Source organism: Mesorhizobium sp. WSM4819, from assembly GCF_055811215.1.
This window is the reverse complement of record NZ_JBVVQO010000004.1, coordinates 104,697-122,164: the sequence shown is the minus strand read 5'-3', so window position 1 is coordinate 122,164 and position 17,468 is coordinate 104,697. Positions and strand designations below refer to the sequence as shown.

The window sequence follows — 17,468 nt, the reverse complement described above, 5'->3', positions numbered from 1 at the left end:
CGCCCCCCCCCCCCCCCCCCCCCCCCCCCCCCCCCCCCCCCCCCCCCCCCCCCCCCCGCGGGTGGGGTGGGGGGGGGGGGGGGGGGCGGGGGGCGGGGGGGGGGCCCCACCCCCCCCCCCCCCCGCTACGGCCTGCGCCTACATCTTGCCCCACATTTTCTTGTATTCGTCACGATAGCCATTGTCGGGGTCGAAACTGTTCTTCGGCCCGCCGTCGAATTCGACGTTGTCCGCTGTCACGACATGGAGCGGCGAAAGGTAGCCGGACCATTTTACACCGGCGATCGCGCGGTTCAGCTCGTCGACCAGTTGCCAGCCCTGCAGGTTGAGCGGTTCGGCCACCGTCACCTTCTGGAACTGGCCGGCGCGGATGCGTTGATAGGCCGATTCCGAGCCGTCGCCGGCGGCGACATTGATCGGCGCGTCGGTACCCGTCTTGCCGGCTGCCGCGAGCGAGGGACCCATGAAGTCGAAATAGAGATCGTTGATGGCCAGCGAATGCGTCCAGCTGTCGCCGTACTTCTGCAGCAGTGAGGTCGTCAGCTGCGGCATGCGCTGCGACGTTTCGGCGATAGGCGTATCGACATATTCGAGCACGGTTCCGCCGAGCTTCTCGATTTCTTCCTTCATCCGATCGGCCTTGGCGATGGCTATTGCATAGGTGGAATCGGTGAAGATCACGACTCCGGGTTTTCCTTTGGCGTCTGCGTAGGCCCAGTTCGCGGCCGCGGCTGAAACCTGCATGGCGTCGGTGGAGACATTGGCAAAGAGCCCGATCTTGTCGTCCGGGCCGATCGTCGGGCCGGCATGCCAGGCAACCATCGGAATGCCCGCGGCCTTGGCCTGCTCGATCGCCGGTGCCTGTTCGACCGCGTCGAAGCCGTTGATGATGATGCCGCTTGGCTGCAGCGCCATGGCCTGCCCGAAGGCGGCGGTGCGGCCTCCGATCGATCCGGCGCCGTCGATTACCTTGACCTCCCAGCCGATCGCCTCGGCCGCTTCCTCGACGCCGGTCGTCACCCCAAGGATGCCGCCATTTTTCAGGTCGCCGGCAAGGACGACGATTGTCTTGCCTTCCTGGGCCCTCGGACCGGAGGTCGGGCCATCCCAGGCGGTAACTTTCTGGGCATATTTTTCGACGATCGCCATGGCGTCGGCCATCGCATCGGCCCGCGCCTGGTCGGCAAACATTGCCGGGGCCACGATGGCGGCCGACAGCATTGCCACCGATGATTTCAAGAAGTTCCTGCGCTGCATAACCTACCTCCCTGCTTTGAGATCCTGATCGACCGTCCGGACTATTAGCTTCCGGACGGATTTGGCTTCCGCGGCAGTTTTGCCGCGGCGCCCCGTTTCCGCTGCGCGTATCCGGCAATGCCGATCGCGACGAGAAGCGTCACGCCGTTGAATAGAGGCTCAACGAAGAAGGAGCCGCCGAATTGCTGGATTCCGGAAATTCCGACGGCGAGGATGGCGACGCCGATCATCGTGCCCCAGACATTGACCCGGCCGGGCTTGATGGTGGTTGAGCCGAGGAACGCACCGACAAGCGCCGGCAGCAGATATTCAAGGCCGACGCTCGCCTGGCCGATGCGCAGCTTGGAAGCGAGCAGAACGCCCGTCAGTGCGGTGAGAAACCCCGATGAGACGAAAGCCCCGATGACGAAGCGCCGGACGGGAATGCCGTTGAGGGCAGCCGCCTTGGGATTGGCGCCGATCGCGTAGACGTAGCGGCCGATCGGCAAATATTCCAGCACGATCCACAACGTGACGGCGATCGCCAGCACATAGAAGCCGGTGATCGGCAGGCCGAACAGCATGGTGCCGTTGAGTGCATAGAACCCGTCGGGCAAGACACCGACCACCTGCCGCCCACCGGTGTGCCAAAGGGCAAGCGCATAGAGCACGGTTCCCGTGCCGAGCGTGGCGATGAAGGAATCGATCCGGGCGACTTCCACGAGGAGCCCGTTCAGGAAGCCCGTACCGGCGCCGAGAAACAGGACGATCATCACGGCGAGGGGCCAGGGGATGCCCAGCATGGTCTGCAGGCTGATAACGAGGATGTGCCACAACACTATTCCGTAGCCGACGGTCAGGTCGATGCGGCCCGAAGCCATCGGGATCATAGCGGCCAGCGACAGCAGTGCGATGATCGCCTTGTCGGATACGATCGAGCGTAAATTGAGCAGTGTCGGGAACGTATTCGGCAGCAGGATTGAGAACAGCACGATCAGCATGAGTGTGAGGATGACGAGCCCGTAGACCGGGACGAGCCTGATGAGTTTCTGCCGCGCCGGCAGGCCGGTCATTTCGCCCCGTGTCGGCTCTAGAGCGGTGGATTCGATGGATTGCATGGTCTTGCTCCGGGTCGGTCAGGCGGCTTCGGATGCCGATGCGGCGGTGATTACGGCGGATGTCGTGAGTTCATCGCCGGCGAGCTCGCGAACGATCTGCCCGCGGGAAAAGACCAGCGCCCTGTGGCAGATATGGGCGATCTCCTCGAAGTCGGTTGAAACAACGACGACGCCCAATCCGGCTTCGAGCGCCCGCCCGATCAGCCGGTAAATCTCGGCCTTTGCGCCGACATCGACGCCGGCGGTCGGGTCTTCGGCGATGAGCAGCTTGCGGCCGGTATGAAGCCAACGGCCGACGACGACCTTCTGCTGGTTGCCGCCGGACAGCGCCTCGATCGGCAGGTCCGGATCGTTGGGCCTGAGGCCGACCGTGTCGCCGATCGCCCGAGCAAGTGCCGCCTCCTTGTGGCCCGCGAGAAAGGAAAACAGGCTGCGCCTGGCCGCGCCCGGATTGATAAAAATGTTTTCGCGGATTGAGAGTGCAGCCGCGATCGACTCCTCGGTGCGATCGCGGGCGATGAGACCGACTCCGGCTTGCATCGCCGCAATGGGACTGGAGAGATCAGGCGTCTTGCCGTCGATGGAAATCTCGCCCGCAAAAGTTGTGCAGCCGAAGAGCGTCCGCCCGATGAGTTCCTGCCCGGCGCCGCGCAGCCCGACAAGGCCGAGCATTTCACCCCGGCGGACGTCGAAGGAAACCGGCCCGGCTCCCGCGCAAACCAGGTCCCGCACCGCACAGATCGTCGCGCCCGCCTTGGTGACCGCCTTGGCAAAGATCTGGCTCGCCGGTCGCCCGACGATCATTTCCACCAGTTCGTCCGGCTTTGTGTCGGCTACCTTCTTCTGGCCGACCAGCTTCCCGTCCCGCAGCACGGCTACCCTGTCTGCGATGCGGAAAATCTCGTCGAGTCGGTGCGAAACATAGATCATGCCGACGCCGCGCTGCTTCAGGGGACGAAGCGCGTCGAACAATCGGTCGACCTCATCGGCGGGAAGGCTCGCCGTCGGTTCGTCGAGCACGAGCACATCGGCTTCCGTTGCCAGCGCTCGGGCGATCGCGACGAGCGACTTTTCCGTCCGGGTGAGATCCTGGACCCGGGTCGTCGGATCGAAATCGCAGCCGACGAGGCTGAGTGCGGCCTGAGCCCTCTCTTCAGTCGCGCGCCAGTCGATGAGGCCCGAGCGGAGCGAAAACCCCTGTGCCAGCCCGACATTCTCGCCGACGGACATCCATTCGATCAGGCCCAGGTCTTGGTGAATGAATGCGACCTGCTGGCGCTGGTTGGGACGCGGGGGCCGATGCTGATACGGCTCGCCGCGAAACAGGATGCGTCCGCCATCCGGCCGGTGGATGCCGGCGAGCGTCTTGATGAGCGTCGATTTGCCGGCGCCGTTCTCTCCCAGCAGGGCGAGAATTTCGCCATCATGCAGATCGAGCGATACGTCGGAAAGCGCGCGCGTGCCGCCGAACTCCTTGGCAATCGACTGAAACTCGACCAGCTTGTTCCCGAACACGCACGCTCCTCCCAAAGCCAATAACGATATGTTATCGATAACATACCCGGATAGTCAAGCGCCGCCCGCGTAAATCATGCGTCAGTCCTGGCGCATGCCATCGAGCAGGCGCATCATTTCGGCGGAATCGCGGGCTCCGAGACCGGCCGCGCAAAGCAGGCGATGAATTTCGACGACCTGCCCAGTCATCGGCAGCGGAGTCTTCGTCTTCAGCGCGAACGCCTGGAGGGAATCGAGATCCTTCAGCATGTTGTCGATCCGGCCGGTCGGCGAGAAATCGCGCGCGGCGAATTTCTTCATGAACTCCTGCATGATGTTGGAATCGGCGCGACCGCCGGCGAGCGCAGCGGGAATTAGTGCTGCATCGACGCCTCCGGCTTCGGCCAGTTTCACGGCTTCCGCGACCGCCTGGAACAGAACGGCGCAAAAGAGTTGGTTGATCAGCTTGGTCGTCTGGCCGGCGCCGCTCGGGCCCATCAGCGTGTAGTTCGCGCAAAGATGCTGCATGACGGTCCGGGCGCGCTCGAAATCGGCGTTGTCGCCGCCGGCCATAACCGTCAGGCGGCCCGCAAGCGCGCCGGGTGCGCCGCCCGAAAGCGGACAGTCCACCCACTTCATGCCGGTTTCGTCAGCAAGTTTTTTCGACAATTGCGCGGTATCGACCGGATCGATGGACGACATATCGATGAGGATCTTCCCGGGTCCGGCTGCTTCAGCGACGCCCTCGGCGCCGAAGACCGCGGCACGCACTATGTTGGCGTGGTTGAGGCTGAGGATGACGAAATCGCTTGCCTGCGTCGCGGCGGCAGCGGAGGCGGCGGATGCTGCACCTTTACCGGCAAGAGCGGATACCTTGGCGCTGTCGAGATCGAACGCCGTCACCGCCTGCCCCTCCTCGAGAAGCCGGGACGCGATCGCCGAGCCCATGATGCCGGCGCCGATGACGGCGATTTTTGCTGGGGCTTGCGACATATCTCACGTTCCCTTCGTTCGCTGAACCTGCACCCCGATCCCCATCTCCGCCAGCAGTGCACACGCGGCGTCTATGATCGCGTCCACCGTCGCGGCGATGTTGACCGTGACCACGCCCTGCTCGGCCGTGGGATCTTCCAGCGCCGCGAATTGGCTGTCCAGCAGCGAGGGTGGCATGAAGTGGCCGCGCCGCTCGCCGATCCGTTGCCGCAGCAATTGGTGCGATCCTTCCAGGAACACGAAAACCAGATCGCCTCCGGCCGCCTGGCGAAGGCGATCCCGATAAGCTTTCTTGAGTGCCGAGCAGGTGACGACAAGGCCATCGCCTTGCGCCGTACGCAGCGCCCTGCCGACAAGGTCCAGCCAAGGCCAGCGATCGGCGTCGTCAAGCGGAACGCCGGCCGACATCTTCTCGACGTTCTGGAAGGGATGCAGCGCGTCGCCCTCGACAAATCCGATGCCCAGGCGCGCGGCGATGCCCTCGCCAATGCTGGTTTTGCCGCAGCCGCTGACGCCCATCACCACGATGAGGGCCGGCTCAGAGGCAGGTCGTGATGCCGCCATCGACATAAAGCGTATGACCGTTGACGAATGACGAAGCCGGGCCGGCGAGGAAGACCGCCGCGCCAACCAGTTCGTCGACATTGCCCCACCGCCCCGCCGGAGTGCGGTTGGCCAACCAGGCCGAGAACTCCGGATTTTCGACCAGCGCCTGATTGAGCGGGGTCTTGAAATAGCCGGGTGCGATCGCGTTGACCTGCAGGCCATGTTTGGCCCAGTCCGCGCACATGCCGCGCGTCAGATTGCGCACGGCGCCCTTGGTGGCGGTGTACGGCGCGATGTTGGTCCGGGCCAATTCGCTCTGCACAGAGGCGATGTTGATGATCTTGCCTTTCTGGCGTGGGATCATGTACCGAGCCACCGCCTGACCGACATAAAAGACGCTCGAAATGTTGGTGCGCAGGAGTTCATCCCACTTGTCGACCGGAAAATCCTCGAGCGGCGCGCGATACTGCATGCCAGCATTGTTCACGAGAATATCGATCGGCCCAAGATTGGCTTCGATGTCGGCGGCGCCCTTTGCGGCAGCCTCTGCTGAGGTGACGTCGAACACCGCGCCATCGGCTTTGAAGCCCTTCGCGGCGAGCATTCGAGCCGCCTCCGCGACTTTGTCGGCGTTGCGGCCGTTGACTACGATCGTCGCGCCATGACGCGCCAGACCCTCGGCCAGCGCCAGGCCGATGCCTTGGCTCGATCCGGTAACCAGGGCTCGAAGCCCAGTCAAATCGAAGAGCGAACTCACTCCAACCTCCTTGCAAGGCAAAACGATTCCAGGCGATCCGATTTTCTTGCTCCGCCTTTCTACCCTATTGACATGTATGTTATCGATAACATAGTCAATAGAAAAGGTGAAAATTCGGAGGAGACCTGCCGGTGACCGACATCCTGATGATAGGCCCTTACCCCGCCTGGGACATGGAAGACCTGGAAGCAAAATACCGGATGCATAAGCTCTGGGAGGCGACGGATACAGACGCGCTGCTCGCCGGAAAGGCCGACGCCATCCGCGCCATCGCAACCCGCGGCGAACTGGGCGCGAGCGCCGCGCTCATGGCAAGGCTGCCTAAGCTGGAGATCGTCACCTGCTACGGAGTGGGCACCGACGCGATAGACCTCGGCCACGCCAGGGCGAACGGGATCCGGGTCACCAACACGCCGGATGTGCTTACCGAAGACGTCGCCGACATCGGCATCGGTCTTCTGCTATCGGTGGCGCGCAATATCCCTCAGGCGGATGCCTATGTGCGGAACGGAAGCTGGACCAAGGGCAATATGCAACTCGTTACCCGCGTCTGCGGCAAAAAGATCGGCATTGTCGGCATGGGCCGGGTCGGCGCCGCGGTGGCAAAGCGCGCGGCCGCCTTCGATTGTGCCATCTCGTACTACGACATCAACAGGCGCGGCGACCTGCCTTACGTCTATGTCGGCGACCTCGTGGACTTGGCGCGCGACAGCGAATTCTTGATCGTAACACTCGCCGGAGGCGAAAGCACAAAAAACATCATCAACGCCTCCGTCCTTGAAGCGCTCGGTCCTGACGGCATTCTCGTCAACATCTCGCGCGGCAGCACGGTCGACGAAACGGCGCTGCTCGCAGCCCTGGAATCGAAAACAATCAAGGGAGCGGGGCTTGACGTCTTCTGGAACGAGCCGGCGATCGACGAGCGTTTCCTTAAGCTCGGCAATGTCGTGCTGCAGCCGCACCACGCCAGCGGCACGGTCGAAACAAGAAAGGCGATGGGCAAGCTCGTGCGCGACAATCTCGCCGCCCATTTCAGCGGGCAGGCCCTGCTGACGCCGGTCGTTTAGGAGGCGCGTCCATGAAGTCGCTCGTCATTCATGCCGCAAGGGATCTGCGGATCGAAGAAACCGACCCCGGCGCGCTCGAACCTGGACAGGTCGACATCGCCATTGAGGCCGGCGGCATCTGCGGCTCCGACCTGCATTATTACAACCACGGCGGCTTCGGCGCGATCCGGCTGCGCGAACCGATGATCCTCGGCCACGAAGTCGCTGGCACGATCAGGGCGGTCGGGGAGGGGGTTTCCTGCCTCGAGACAGGCGATCGGGTTGCGGTCTCGCCGAGCCGGCCGTGCAATGCCTGCCGCTATTGCCTTAAGGGCCAGCAGAACCAATGCCTCAACATGCGCTTTTACGGCAGCGCCATGCCTATGCCGCATATCCAGGGAGCATTCCGCCAACGGCTGGTCGCCGACGCCTCGCAGTGCCACCGGATAGCAGACCACGTCTCGATCAACGAGGCGGCCTTCGCCGAGCCGTTCGCGGTTACGCTGCACGCCGTCAACCGGGCGGGTTCGCTGTTGGGCAAGCGGGTTCTCGTCACGGGCTGCGGGCCAATCGGGGCGCTTTGCATCATCGCCGCCCGAGCGCACGGGGCACGGGAAATCGTCGCAACCGATGTGATGGCCGGCGTTTTGAAAACAGCCACGGAAATCGGCGCCGATCGCACGATCAACGTCGCGACCGACGCCGACAAGCTGGCGGCCTACAACGCCGACAAGGGATATTTCGACGTGATGTTTGAGGCGTCGGGCAACGAGCGCGCTGTTCGCGCCGGTCTTGAGGTTCTAAGGCCGCGCGGCGTGCTGATGCAGCTCGGGCTCGGCGGCGACCTGGCGATCCCGCAAAATCTCGTCGTCGCGAAGGAAATCGAGATGCGCGGCACGTTCCGCTTCCACGACGAGTTCGCGCTTGCCGTCGACCTGATCAACCGCCGCTGGGTGGATGTGAAACCGCTGCTTACAAGGATCTATCCGCTCAAGGAAGCCGTCGCAGCCTTCGAGATCGCCGGCGACCGCAACAAGTCGATGAAGGTCCAGATCGCCTTCTGAAGGGCGCGCTACCGGAGCGAGCCGCTCACAGCATATCGGCGCGCGACGTCGATGTCCTGCTCGCCGCTTGCCGATCCAACGCCAATCGCGCCCGCAAGCCTGCTGCCGAAGCGGATGGGCAATCCGCTGGGAAGACAGCTCACGCCGCCCTGCGATGCGACTGCCGCCGCTGCCTCGAATGGTATTGCGCCTGTCGCGGCGTTGATGGCTGCCGCCGTGCGCGCCTTGCCCGCGCGGTATGCATGCTCAAATACCTGGAGCCGTCCATGCGCAGGCTGGCGATCGTCTCGCCGCTGGCGTCGACCACGACGAAGCATTGCGGGACACCCATTGCGCTTGCTGGCGCCATGCCTGCGCTCAGCGCCTTCATTGCGCCGTCATGGCTCAGACTTACGGTTTCGCGGAACACCGCCATGGTGCGGCCTCTATCGCCGGAATGGTTGAGTGTTAGGCGCTTTCCCGCTCCACCACCTTGTAGCTGGTCAAGATAATTTCCTGGGACACGCCGTTGTCCTCGCCCTTGATCGACTGGATCAGCTTGCGTGCTGCCTGTTTGCCGATGCCGTAGCAGTCCACGTTCACCGTCGTGAGTGTCGGATGGCAGTAAGCTGCAATCTCGAAATCGCCGAAGCCGGCGATCGCGATGTCCTGCGGAACCCGGATGCCCCGGCGCTTGCACTCCATCACCGCACCAAACGCCGACAAATCCGAGACGCACAGCGCGACCTCGGTATCCGGCCAGCGCTCCAGCATGCCGACAACCGCCTGTCCGCCCTGCTCGATCGAAATTGGAGGCACGCCGAATGAAACCAGGCGGCCGGGCGGCAGGCCGAGTTCCTCGATCGCCTTGACGAATCCGGCCCGTCGCTGGCTGCCGCGCGTATCCCGTGACGTCGTACCGCCGATATAGCCGAATTTCCGGTAGCCTTTTTTCGCCAATGTCCTGACGAGCAGCGCCATCGCCTCCTCGTTTGAGAAGCCGACGACCTGATCGATCGGCTTTGGCGGCAATTCCCACGTTTCAACCACCGGAATGCCCGCGCTTTCCAACATGCGCCGCGTCAGATCGGTATGTGTGCCGCCGGTCAGGATAATGCCCTCCGGACGGCGGCGAAGCATCGCCTCGATCAGCCTTTCTTCCTTTTCCGCCGTGTAGTCGGTGTAGCCGAGCAGAAGCTGAAGACCCGTATTCTCCAGTTCGTCGGTGATGCCGCGGGCGGTGTCGGCAAAATTCGAATTGTTGATCGAGGGAATGATCGCGGCCACAAACCCGGTCTTGCGTGACGACAGGCTTCCGGCGGACTGGTCGAGCACATAACCAAGCTCGTTTACCGCCGCCAGGATCCGTTCACGGGTTGCATCCGAGACGCGGCCGTCCTTCTTGAGCGCTCGCGATACCGTCATCGCCGAGACGCCGGCCCGGCGGGCCACGTCAAGCATCGTCGGCACCTGGTTCTCGGGAGATTTGGCGTTCAGTCCCTTGGGCATAATGGCGCTCCGCAAGCCGGTTGCGGGACGCACGCTAACGACGGAGCGTGCCATGGATTCATCGCGCGCCTGTCCTCATGCATGCCCCCTTGGAAATCAAGCTACGACATGTATGTTATCGCTATCATATCGCGCTGGCAACAGCCGTCGCGCCGCCGCCGCACGAGATCGATGCACGCCGGTCAAGTGCCCGTTGCCGCTCCAGTAATCAGGAGAACTTAACCCAGTGTTTGGAGAGATTGAGGATACAGGTTTCGAAATGCTCGATCCGCGATTTGCCGCCTGCTTCGTCGGGCACGCACGCGTCGAGCGGCTTTGGTCGGGCGGGCGCTGGCTGGAGGGCCCTGCATGGTTCGGGCCGGGCCGCTACCTCATCTGGTCCGACATTCCGAACAACCGGATGATGCGCTGGGATGAGACCGACGGCTCGGTCTCGGTGTTCCGCCAGCCTTGCAATAACGGCAACGGAAACACGGTCGACAATCAGGGGCGGCTTGTCACCTGCGAGCACCTGACGCGACGGGTGACAAGGACGGAGTTCGATGGCGCGATCACGATCGTTGCCGACCGGTTCGAAGGCAGGCGCTTCAACTCGCCGAACGACGTCGTGGTTGCGTCGGACGGCGCGATCTGGTTCACGGATCCACCCTACGGCATCATGCACGACTATGAGGGCGATTACGGCGAGGAGGAGATCGGTGGCTACCATGTCTACCGGGTCGATGAAGCGACGGGCGCAGTCGCCCGCGTCGCCGACGACTTCGTCAAGCCCAACGGCCTTGCATTTTCCTCCGACGAAAAACTGCTCTACGTCGCCGACACGGGCGGCACGCACCTGGAGCGCGGACCCCGTCACATCCGGAAGTTCCGCGTCGGCGACGAAGGAAGGCTGAGCGGCGGCGACGTCTTTGCCGAATGCGCCAGCGGATTTTTCGACGGCTTCCGGATCGACACGAAAGGCCGCGTCTGGACCAGCGCCGGTGATGGGGTTCACTGCTTCGATCCGGACGGAACGCTAATCGGCAAGATCCGCATTCCCGAGACCGTCGCGAACGTCACTTTCGGCGGAACTCGCCGCAACCGACTGTTCATCTGCGCGACGACTTCGCTTTATGCCGTCTATCTTACCGCCAACGGCTCCAAACTGGGCTGACACTGCAGCAGAACGGTCAGCCATCTCGGGCGTCTGCGACTGCTCGACAATGTTACAACTCGAGCATCGCGGTAGAGCCAAGAAATGGGACTCGTCAAAGCGAATATGCTCAGACGCGCAACCAAGCCCGCGAGTTTCCGGTATTTTGGCGCATTTGGGCTAACAATCCATGAAACACGCGCTGGGCGCTTGACATTATGTTATCGATAACATCAATATAGGGCGGTTGAGGAGAAATGAGATCTGCATACTCGCAAATGCGGGGCCAAGGCCCGCGGAGAACGCCTATGCAGTCGCCAAGGGCAGTGTGCAGATCCAATTTTCCAACATCGAAGCTCTAGGAGCAGACACAGCCATCCGTCCGATAGTGTCAATGCCGGTGGAAGCACTTGGAGTCGGACATATTGATAGGCGCCTCGCAGTCGGCGCCTCGGATCTTTCACGGAGGAGAATACGATGAAACCGCTTGTCAAAATCCGCGCAATATTCGCCGCGATCAGCCTTGCCGTCCCAATGTTAGCGATGGCCAACGCGCCCGCCAGCGCCATCACTCTGGAAGAGATTACGTCACGCGGCAGCGTCCGAATCGGGGTCGTGACCGGCGCGCCTCCGATGGGCATGGTCGATGAAAGCGGCAATCCGACGGGTTATGACGTCGACGTCGCCAACCTCATTGCCGGTTATCTTGGAGTGAAGGCAGAACTCGTTCCGCTGACGCCGCCGTCGCGAATCCCAGCCCTGCAAACCGGCAAGGTCGATTTCCTGGTGGCCACACTGGCGCCTACCGGAGAACGGGCCAAGACCGTCATGTTCACCCAGCCCTACAGTGCCTTCAACATGGTGATCGTCTCTGGTCCAGATCAGAAATTCGCCCAGCTATCAGAGCTCGAAGGCAAACGCGTTGGCGTCAATCGGGGCTCGTCGCAGGAAGCCGCATTGCGGCGGGTCGCTGTGCCGGGGCTCGAGATCGTCGTGTTCGAGGACGATTCGACAACCGCTCAGGCGCTCTTTGCCGGCCAGGTCGATGCGACCGCGCTCCCCTCGACGGTTGCCAACGCCATCATTCAGCAGCGGCCGGACGCCGGTCTGCAGGTCGGCTTCACCTTTTTCCGGCAAGGCAACTCCATGGCCACCACGCTCCAGGATTTCGAGGTGCACCAGTGGCTCAACACCGCGATCTATCTGATGAAGAATTCCGGCGAACTTGACGCCATCGCGACGAAGTGGACGGGCACCGCGATGCCGCAACTGCCTTTGTTCTGATCTCACGAAAGGTTGCCGGACTATCTGCGTCCGGCAAATTCGTTGGTGACGTTCCGATCGAGGACCAAGAATGTCTTACACATTCCAGTTCGGCGCTATCGCGCAATACACCGACGAGATTGTCGCCGGGATATGGCTGACGATCATGTTGTCCGCCGCCTCCATCGTGATGGGAAGTTCGTTCGGCATCGTTCTCGCGTCGCTGCGTTCGATGCACGGCCGGGCAGTGCGGCTCATGGTCGATGCGTTTGTCGAGATCATCCGCAACACGCCATTCCTGATTCAGCTTTTCATCATCTATTTCGGGCTACCCGGCGTTGGTTTGCGGGTTAGTGCAACGACGGCGGCGCTGATCGGCATGACGATAAACCTCGCCGCCTATTCGACCGAAATTATCCGAGCCGGCATAGAAGCCGTCCACAAGTCGCAGATCGAGGCGGGCGAAGCGCTCGGGTTCACATCCTTTCAAATCTATCGCCATGTCATCATCATGCCGGCAATTGCCAAGGTTTATCCGGCGCTGTGCAGCCAGTTCGTCCTGATGATGCTTGCTTCAAGCATCTGCTCGGCGATTTCGACCAAGGAACTCGCCGCTTCCGCAGCCTTTGTCGAATCGCAAAGTTTTCGTTCGTTCGAAGTCTATATCGTCGTGACGCTGATCTATCTGGCTCTCGCCCTGGCGTTGCGCGCGATACTGGCGCTCGTCGGCTGGGGCCTGTTCGGGCGCCGTGTGGCGCGCACGACGACGACCTCCCTTGCGGAGGTGCAGGCATGACGCTCCGGACTTTCGGATTCAGCGAATTCGGTTTCCTTGTCTCGGCGCTGCAGTGGACGATCCTTTTGACCGTCATTGCGCTTTCGGGTGGCGGTTTTATCGGCTTCATCATTGCACTCGCGCGGACCTCGACACGCAAGGCCGTGCGGGTTGCCGCCGCCACCTACATCCAGATCATCCAGGGCATTCCCGTGCTGATGATCCTGTTTCTTTCGTATTACGGCCTCAGCCTCGCCGGCTTTCAAATGCCGCCCCTGGTCGCAGCCGGCGTTTCGATGACGATCTATGCCTCGGGCTACCTCGCGGAGATCTGGCGCGGCTCCATTCAGGCCGTGGCCAAGCAGCAATGGGAGGCGTCGGAATCCTTGGCGATGACACGAGCCCAGCAATACCGCTACGTCATCCTGCCCCAGGCCCTACGCATCGCGCTCCCTTCCACCGTCGGCTTTGCCGTGCAGGTGGTCAAGAACACGTCGATCACCTCGATCATCGGCTTCGTTGAACTCGCCCGCGCCGGGCAACTCATCAACAACGCGACGTTCCAGCCGTTCCGCGTTTTTCTCGCAGTCGCGGCTCTCTACTTTGTCGTCTGCTATCCATTGTCCCAGCTGTCGCGTCTGCTGGAAAGGAGGCTCCATGCCGGAAGTGCTTATTGATAATGTCCACAAGAGCTTCGGAGCTGTCGAAGTCCTCAAGGGCGTCTCGCTGTCCGTCAATCGGGGTGACGTGTTTGCGTTGATCGGCCGCTCCGGTTCCGGAAAAAGCACGCTTCTGCGCTGCATCAACGGATTGGAAAAGATCAATTCCGGCCGCATCGAAGTTGCCGGCCACGCCGTTGGCGGAGACCCGAAAGAGTTGCGCAAGCTGCGCACCGATGTCGGCATCGTCTTCCAAAGCTACAATCTCTTTCCGCACCTGACGGTGGGCGAAAACATCATGCTGGCGCCGCGGATCGTCAAATTGGTGTCGAAAGCTGAAGCCAAAACCACTGCGGAGGAAGTTCTCGGCATGGTTGGCCTGTCGGAGAAGTTCGACGCCTATCCCGACCAGCTTTCCGGCGGCCAGCAGCAGCGCGTGGCGATCGCCCGCTCGCTCGCCATGCGTCCCAAGGTGATGCTGTTCGACGAGGTGACGTCGGCGCTCGATCCGGAACTGACCGAGGAGGTGCTGAACGTGCTGGAAACGCTCGCCCGTAACGGAATGACCATGCTGCTCGTCACCCACGAGATGGGTTTTGCCCGCCGGGTGGCGACCACAACGATTTTCATGCATCACGGAAAGATCTGGGAAGAGGGGCCTTCGGTTGAACTCTTCGGCAGGCCGAAGACCCCGGAACTGCAGCAGTTTATTAAATCGGACGTGAAGTAGCCCGGCAAATCAGGCCGGGAGCCGCCACATTCGCACACGACCTGTACCGCGCAATTCCGTTTCCGCGAGAGGGTCGCAAGCAAAATTTGGTCCAAGCAGTTTGCGAGTTGCATCCGAAATACGGATTTCATCGGGCTCCGCTGACGTTTGAATACGTGCGGCGAGATTAACGGTCTCGCCCCAAAGGTCATAGGCAAACCGCCTTTTGCCTATGACGCCCGCGACGATTGGTCCTGAGTGAATTCCAATTCTGAGTCTTATCGGTTCTCCTGCGAAGCGTTCGTGCTTAACCGCCTTCCGCAGTTCAAGTGCATAGTGCGCAAGAGCTTCTGCATGATCGGATCGCGCGACGGGCAGGCCAGCGACCACCATCACACAATCGCCGATTGTCTTGATCTTTTCGCAGCCGTCTCGTTCCGAGAGCAGATCCGCCGCCTTGAAGAAGTAATTTAAAATAGCCAGCGTTGTCTCGGCGCCGACGCGCCGCGCTCTTTCCGTAAAGCCGACTATGTCGGCAAAAAGCACACTCACGTCAGCGTGGTTGTCTGCAATTTGTTCGTCCGCTTTTAACCGCTCCGCGATCGACGCCGGAAGTATGTTGAGGAGCAGGCTTTCGGCGCGCTGGTATTCACGCGACAATCCCTCCTGGCTCTGCCGCAACGCCTCGTTCGTCAGCTGTAATTTTTCGTTGAGTTGACGCTCCCTTTCTTGCAGGAGTGTCATTTCATAAGCCTTTTGTTGAAGCCGCTGCCTGTTGTCGCGTTCGGCAGTTGCGTCAAGAAAGAGCAGCCATACGCAGGCATTGCCAGCAAAAAGATGAAGGTCCGCGACACGCCCGCTGGGCAGTTCGACCATGGCCATATGGTATGGAAGCTCCGGGCAAGGCAGCAAGCCTTCCATGAATGCAAGCTGCTCGGCTACGGGCTTGCCAAGGCAAAGTGATGATAGGCCGTAATGTTCAACATTGCCGCCCTTCTCAGCTATGCAAAGCTGGGCGTCAATTTTCAGATATGCGACAGAGTGCTCGTTGGAGAAGAAATCGTAAATCCAGCTTCTGACTTCTCTTGGCAATCCACGCATGGTCTATTCGGTGACCATCGAAGCAAGCTGGCGGAACGCATCATCAACATGTTCACCCGAAAGCGCACTTGTCAGATAGATTTGCCATCCAAGTTGCCTCAGTTCGTTAATCTCACTATCCGATATTGCCCACCGATCGGCCAGATCGGATTTGTTGAACAGCAATACGAACGGCATGGCGCCGAATTCGGCCTCGGCCCGCTCGCGCAGCGTGAGCGCCACGGCAAGAGTAGCGGCGCGGGTTCCATCGACGACAAGCACGAGCCCGCTCGCGCCCCGCACATAGCTGACGCGGAACGACCCGATATCGTCTTCGCCGGCCAGATCCCACAAAATCAGATCCACGGTTTTGTCCGGCAGTACAACACTCTTCTTGTCGATTTTCACTCCCACGGTGGTCAAGTAGGTTTCTGAAAAGATGCTTTGCACAAACCTGCGAACCAGACTCGTCTTTCCGACAGCGAACCCGCCCAACATGCAGATCTTCTTTTGCAATGTCGTGGGCTCCGCCTAGTGGAAGGTTACCGTAACCGAAACTCTGCGATTGGCGGAACTCCCGGTTCGGCTAATCTCAGTCTCCGCCGGCTCAAAAGTGCCCGCGCCGCGAACCAAAAGCGATTCCGGAGCGACGCCGCGCTTCTTGAGAAGCGCACGAACTGTCTCGGCGCGGGCGGCGCTGATCGACGCGTTGGCCGTCTCACGGCCCACGGCGTCCGAATGGCCGGTCAACATGAACTGTGCTGTTACGCCTGCCTTGCGGGCGTCCTTGGCCAATTCCTTCAATTGATTCGCCAATTGGTCGAGAACTGGCAGTTGCTCTGGTCCCGGTACAGCCTTGCCAGAATCGAAGAAAATGTCGACCGCTTGAATAGCCTCCCTCAAATGCGTGAGTTCCTGAGGGGTCACCTCGCGCAGCTCGGAAATTTCTAGAGAGAGTCCGTCCGCGGCCAGTTGTTGGGCGGCGACCCGCGCCCGATCTATCCAGGCGGCAGGAGCCTCGCCCACGACAACGATGCGATCCTTGATGATCGAAAATCGTACTGAATCCGGCGGGACCAGCGACGCCATCAGCCGCTTCACCACGAACTTCGGATCAAGGCTCTGATAGAATTGCCACTGCGAATGAACGCGAGCCGGATCAACCTCCGTTCCGGACAGCAGAGCCTGCGGGTCGGCGGCCTGCGGGTCTCTCAGGCCGGAAATATAGAAATGCCCGCCACTCGCCCTTTGTTGGGCGACGATGATTCCCGGTTGGGCCTCAAGACGCGACACATAAGTCTGCCAGTGCTCCGCCGCGCGTGCTTCGGGGCTCACATCACGAACCTTGGAGAAGTCGAACACCGGTCCGCCTGCCTCAAGCTGTCGGGCCGCTACGCGTGCCCGATCTATCCAGGTGTCGGGAGCCTCACCCTCGGCAACGATGCGATCCTCGACGATCGAAAGCCGAACCGATTTCGGCGGGGTCAGCGACGCGGTTAGCCGCTTCAGCACGAACTCCGGATCAAGGCTCTGGTAGAATTGCCACTGCGAACGAACGCGGGCAGGATCGATCTGCGTTCCGGACAACAAAGACTGCGGGTCGGCGGCAAGCGGGTCTCTCAGGCCGGCAATATAGAATTGGCCATCGCGCACCTTTTGTTCGGCAACGATGATGCCCGGCTGGGTTCCCAGTCGCGACACATAGGCCTGCCAGCGCTCCGCCTCGCGTGCTTCGGGGCTCACATCACGGACCCTGGAGATATCGAATACCGGTCCGCCTGCCTCAAGCTGTCGGGCCGCTGCGCGCGCCCGATCTATCCAGGTGTCGGGAGCCTCACCCTCGGCAACGATGCGATCATTGACGATCGAAAGTCGTACTGAATCCGGCGGAGCCAGCGACGCCGTTAGCCGCTTCAACACGAACTCCGGCTCAAGGCTCTGATAGAATTGCCACTGTGAATGAACGCGGGCGGGATCGACCTGCGTTCCGGACAGCAAAGCCTGCGGGTCGGCGGCAAGCGGGTCTCTCATGCCGGCAATATAGAATTGGCCATCGCGCACCTTTTGTTCGGCAACGATGATGCCCGGCTGGGTTCCCAGTCGCGACA

At 61.5% G+C, this 17,468-nt stretch carries 17 protein-coding genes and 1 pseudogene; 7 read left to right on the top strand and 11 right to left on the bottom strand.

Translation table 11 applies throughout. From position 1 onward, the window contains the following. Positions 1-138 precede the first annotated feature (138 nt). From AC0L18_RS05945 to AC0L18_RS05920, 6 genes are all read right to left on the bottom strand, one after another. A complete protein-coding gene (locus tag AC0L18_RS05945; RefSeq protein WP_473491025.1) occupies positions 139-1,257 on the bottom strand; it encodes an ABC transporter substrate-binding protein in 1,119 nt (372 codons plus the stop codon). Between the two features lie 44 nt (positions 1,258-1,301). Continuing rightward, complete coding sequence (locus AC0L18_RS05940; protein WP_473491024.1) at positions 1,302-2,354, bottom strand: ABC transporter permease; 1,053 nt, start codon at positions 2,352-2,354, stop codon at positions 1,302-1,304. Positions 2,355-2,372: 18 nt separating this feature from the next. After that, positions 2,373-3,869, bottom strand: a complete 1,497-nt coding sequence (locus AC0L18_RS05935) for a sugar ABC transporter ATP-binding protein (RefSeq protein ID WP_473491022.1) — start codon at positions 3,867-3,869, stop codon at positions 2,373-2,375. Positions 3,870-3,950: 81 nt separating this feature from the next. Then, positions 3,951-4,841, bottom strand: a complete 891-nt coding sequence (locus AC0L18_RS05930) for an NAD(P)-dependent oxidoreductase (protein WP_473491021.1) — start codon at positions 4,839-4,841, stop codon at positions 3,951-3,953. A 3-nt stretch (positions 4,842-4,844) separates the two neighbouring features. Beyond that, positions 4,845-5,411, bottom strand: a complete 567-nt coding sequence (locus AC0L18_RS05925; RefSeq protein WP_473491020.1) for a gluconokinase — start codon at positions 5,409-5,411, stop codon at positions 4,845-4,847. Then, positions 5,380-6,144 (bottom strand): SDR family oxidoreductase, encoded by a 765-nt coding sequence (locus AC0L18_RS05920; RefSeq protein ID WP_473491019.1) that lies wholly within the window; start codon positions 6,142-6,144, stop codon positions 5,380-5,382. Before AC0L18_RS05920 ends, AC0L18_RS05925 begins: the two co-directional genes overlap by 32 nt. Positions 6,145-6,269: 125 nt before the next feature. Here AC0L18_RS05920 and AC0L18_RS05915 point away from each other — a divergent pair, with 125 nt between their 5' ends. Continuing rightward, positions 6,270-7,211 (top strand): 2-hydroxyacid dehydrogenase, encoded by a 942-nt coding sequence (locus tag AC0L18_RS05915; protein WP_473491164.1) that lies wholly within the window; start codon positions 6,270-6,272, stop codon positions 7,209-7,211. An 11-nt stretch (positions 7,212-7,222) separates the two neighbouring features. After that, a complete protein-coding gene (locus AC0L18_RS05910) occupies positions 7,223-8,254 on the top strand; it encodes an L-idonate 5-dehydrogenase (protein WP_473491018.1) in 1,032 nt (343 codons plus the stop codon). 8 nt (positions 8,255-8,262) lie between these two features. On the opposite strand, the pseudogene AC0L18_RS05905 reads toward AC0L18_RS05910, so the two are convergent. Next, positions 8,263-8,585 (bottom strand): annotated as a pseudogene (locus tag AC0L18_RS05905) (heme-binding protein). A gap of 116 nt (positions 8,586-8,701) precedes the next feature. Then, positions 8,702-9,742 (bottom strand): LacI family DNA-binding transcriptional regulator, encoded by a 1,041-nt coding sequence (locus AC0L18_RS05900; RefSeq protein WP_473491017.1) that lies wholly within the window; start codon positions 9,740-9,742, stop codon positions 8,702-8,704. 226 nt (positions 9,743-9,968) lie between these two features. On the opposite strand from AC0L18_RS05900, the gene AC0L18_RS05895 reads away from it, so the two are divergent. The 5 genes from AC0L18_RS05895 (at position 9,969) to AC0L18_RS05875 (ending at position 14,301) form a co-directional block, all read left to right on the top strand. After that, entirely contained in the window at positions 9,969-10,895 is a 927-nt protein-coding gene (locus AC0L18_RS05895) for an SMP-30/gluconolactonase/LRE family protein (RefSeq protein WP_473491015.1), read from the top strand. A gap of 456 nt (positions 10,896-11,351) precedes the next feature. Continuing rightward, positions 11,352-12,158 (top strand): transporter substrate-binding domain-containing protein, encoded by an 807-nt coding sequence (locus AC0L18_RS05890; protein ID WP_473491014.1) that lies wholly within the window; start codon positions 11,352-11,354, stop codon positions 12,156-12,158. A 70-nt stretch (positions 12,159-12,228) separates the two neighbouring features. After that, on the top strand, positions 12,229-12,933 hold the full coding sequence (locus AC0L18_RS05885) for an amino acid ABC transporter permease (protein ID WP_473491013.1): 705 nt from the start codon (positions 12,229-12,231) through the stop codon (positions 12,931-12,933). Further along, positions 12,930-13,589 (top strand): amino acid ABC transporter permease, encoded by a 660-nt coding sequence (locus AC0L18_RS05880; RefSeq protein ID WP_023797987.1) that lies wholly within the window; start codon positions 12,930-12,932, stop codon positions 13,587-13,589. The genes AC0L18_RS05885 and AC0L18_RS05880 overlap by 4 nt, the downstream gene beginning before the upstream one ends. Further along, positions 13,570-14,301, top strand: a complete 732-nt coding sequence (locus AC0L18_RS05875; RefSeq protein ID WP_473491011.1) for an amino acid ABC transporter ATP-binding protein — start codon at positions 13,570-13,572, stop codon at positions 14,299-14,301. Before AC0L18_RS05880 ends, AC0L18_RS05875 begins: the two co-directional genes overlap by 20 nt. A 9-nt stretch (positions 14,302-14,310) precedes the next feature. On the opposite strand, the gene AC0L18_RS05870 is transcribed toward AC0L18_RS05875, so the two are convergent. Genes AC0L18_RS05870 through AC0L18_RS05860 form a run of 3 tightly spaced genes read right to left on the bottom strand, consistent with a single transcriptional unit; the run spans position 14,311 to position 17,013 of the window. Beyond that, on the bottom strand, positions 14,311-15,381 hold the full coding sequence (locus tag AC0L18_RS05870) for an adenylate/guanylate cyclase domain-containing protein (RefSeq protein ID WP_473491009.1): 1,071 nt from the start codon (positions 15,379-15,381) through the stop codon (positions 14,311-14,313). Between the two features lie 3 nt (positions 15,382-15,384). After that, positions 15,385-15,876, bottom strand: coding sequence for a Rab family GTPase (locus AC0L18_RS05865; RefSeq protein ID WP_473491007.1), 492 nt, complete (start codon positions 15,874-15,876; stop codon positions 15,385-15,387). Positions 15,877-15,891: 15 nt separating this feature from the next. Beyond that, complete coding sequence (locus AC0L18_RS05860; protein ID WP_473491006.1) at positions 15,892-17,013, bottom strand: OmpA family protein; 1,122 nt, start codon at positions 17,011-17,013, stop codon at positions 15,892-15,894. Positions 17,014-17,468: the final 455 nt, after the last annotated feature.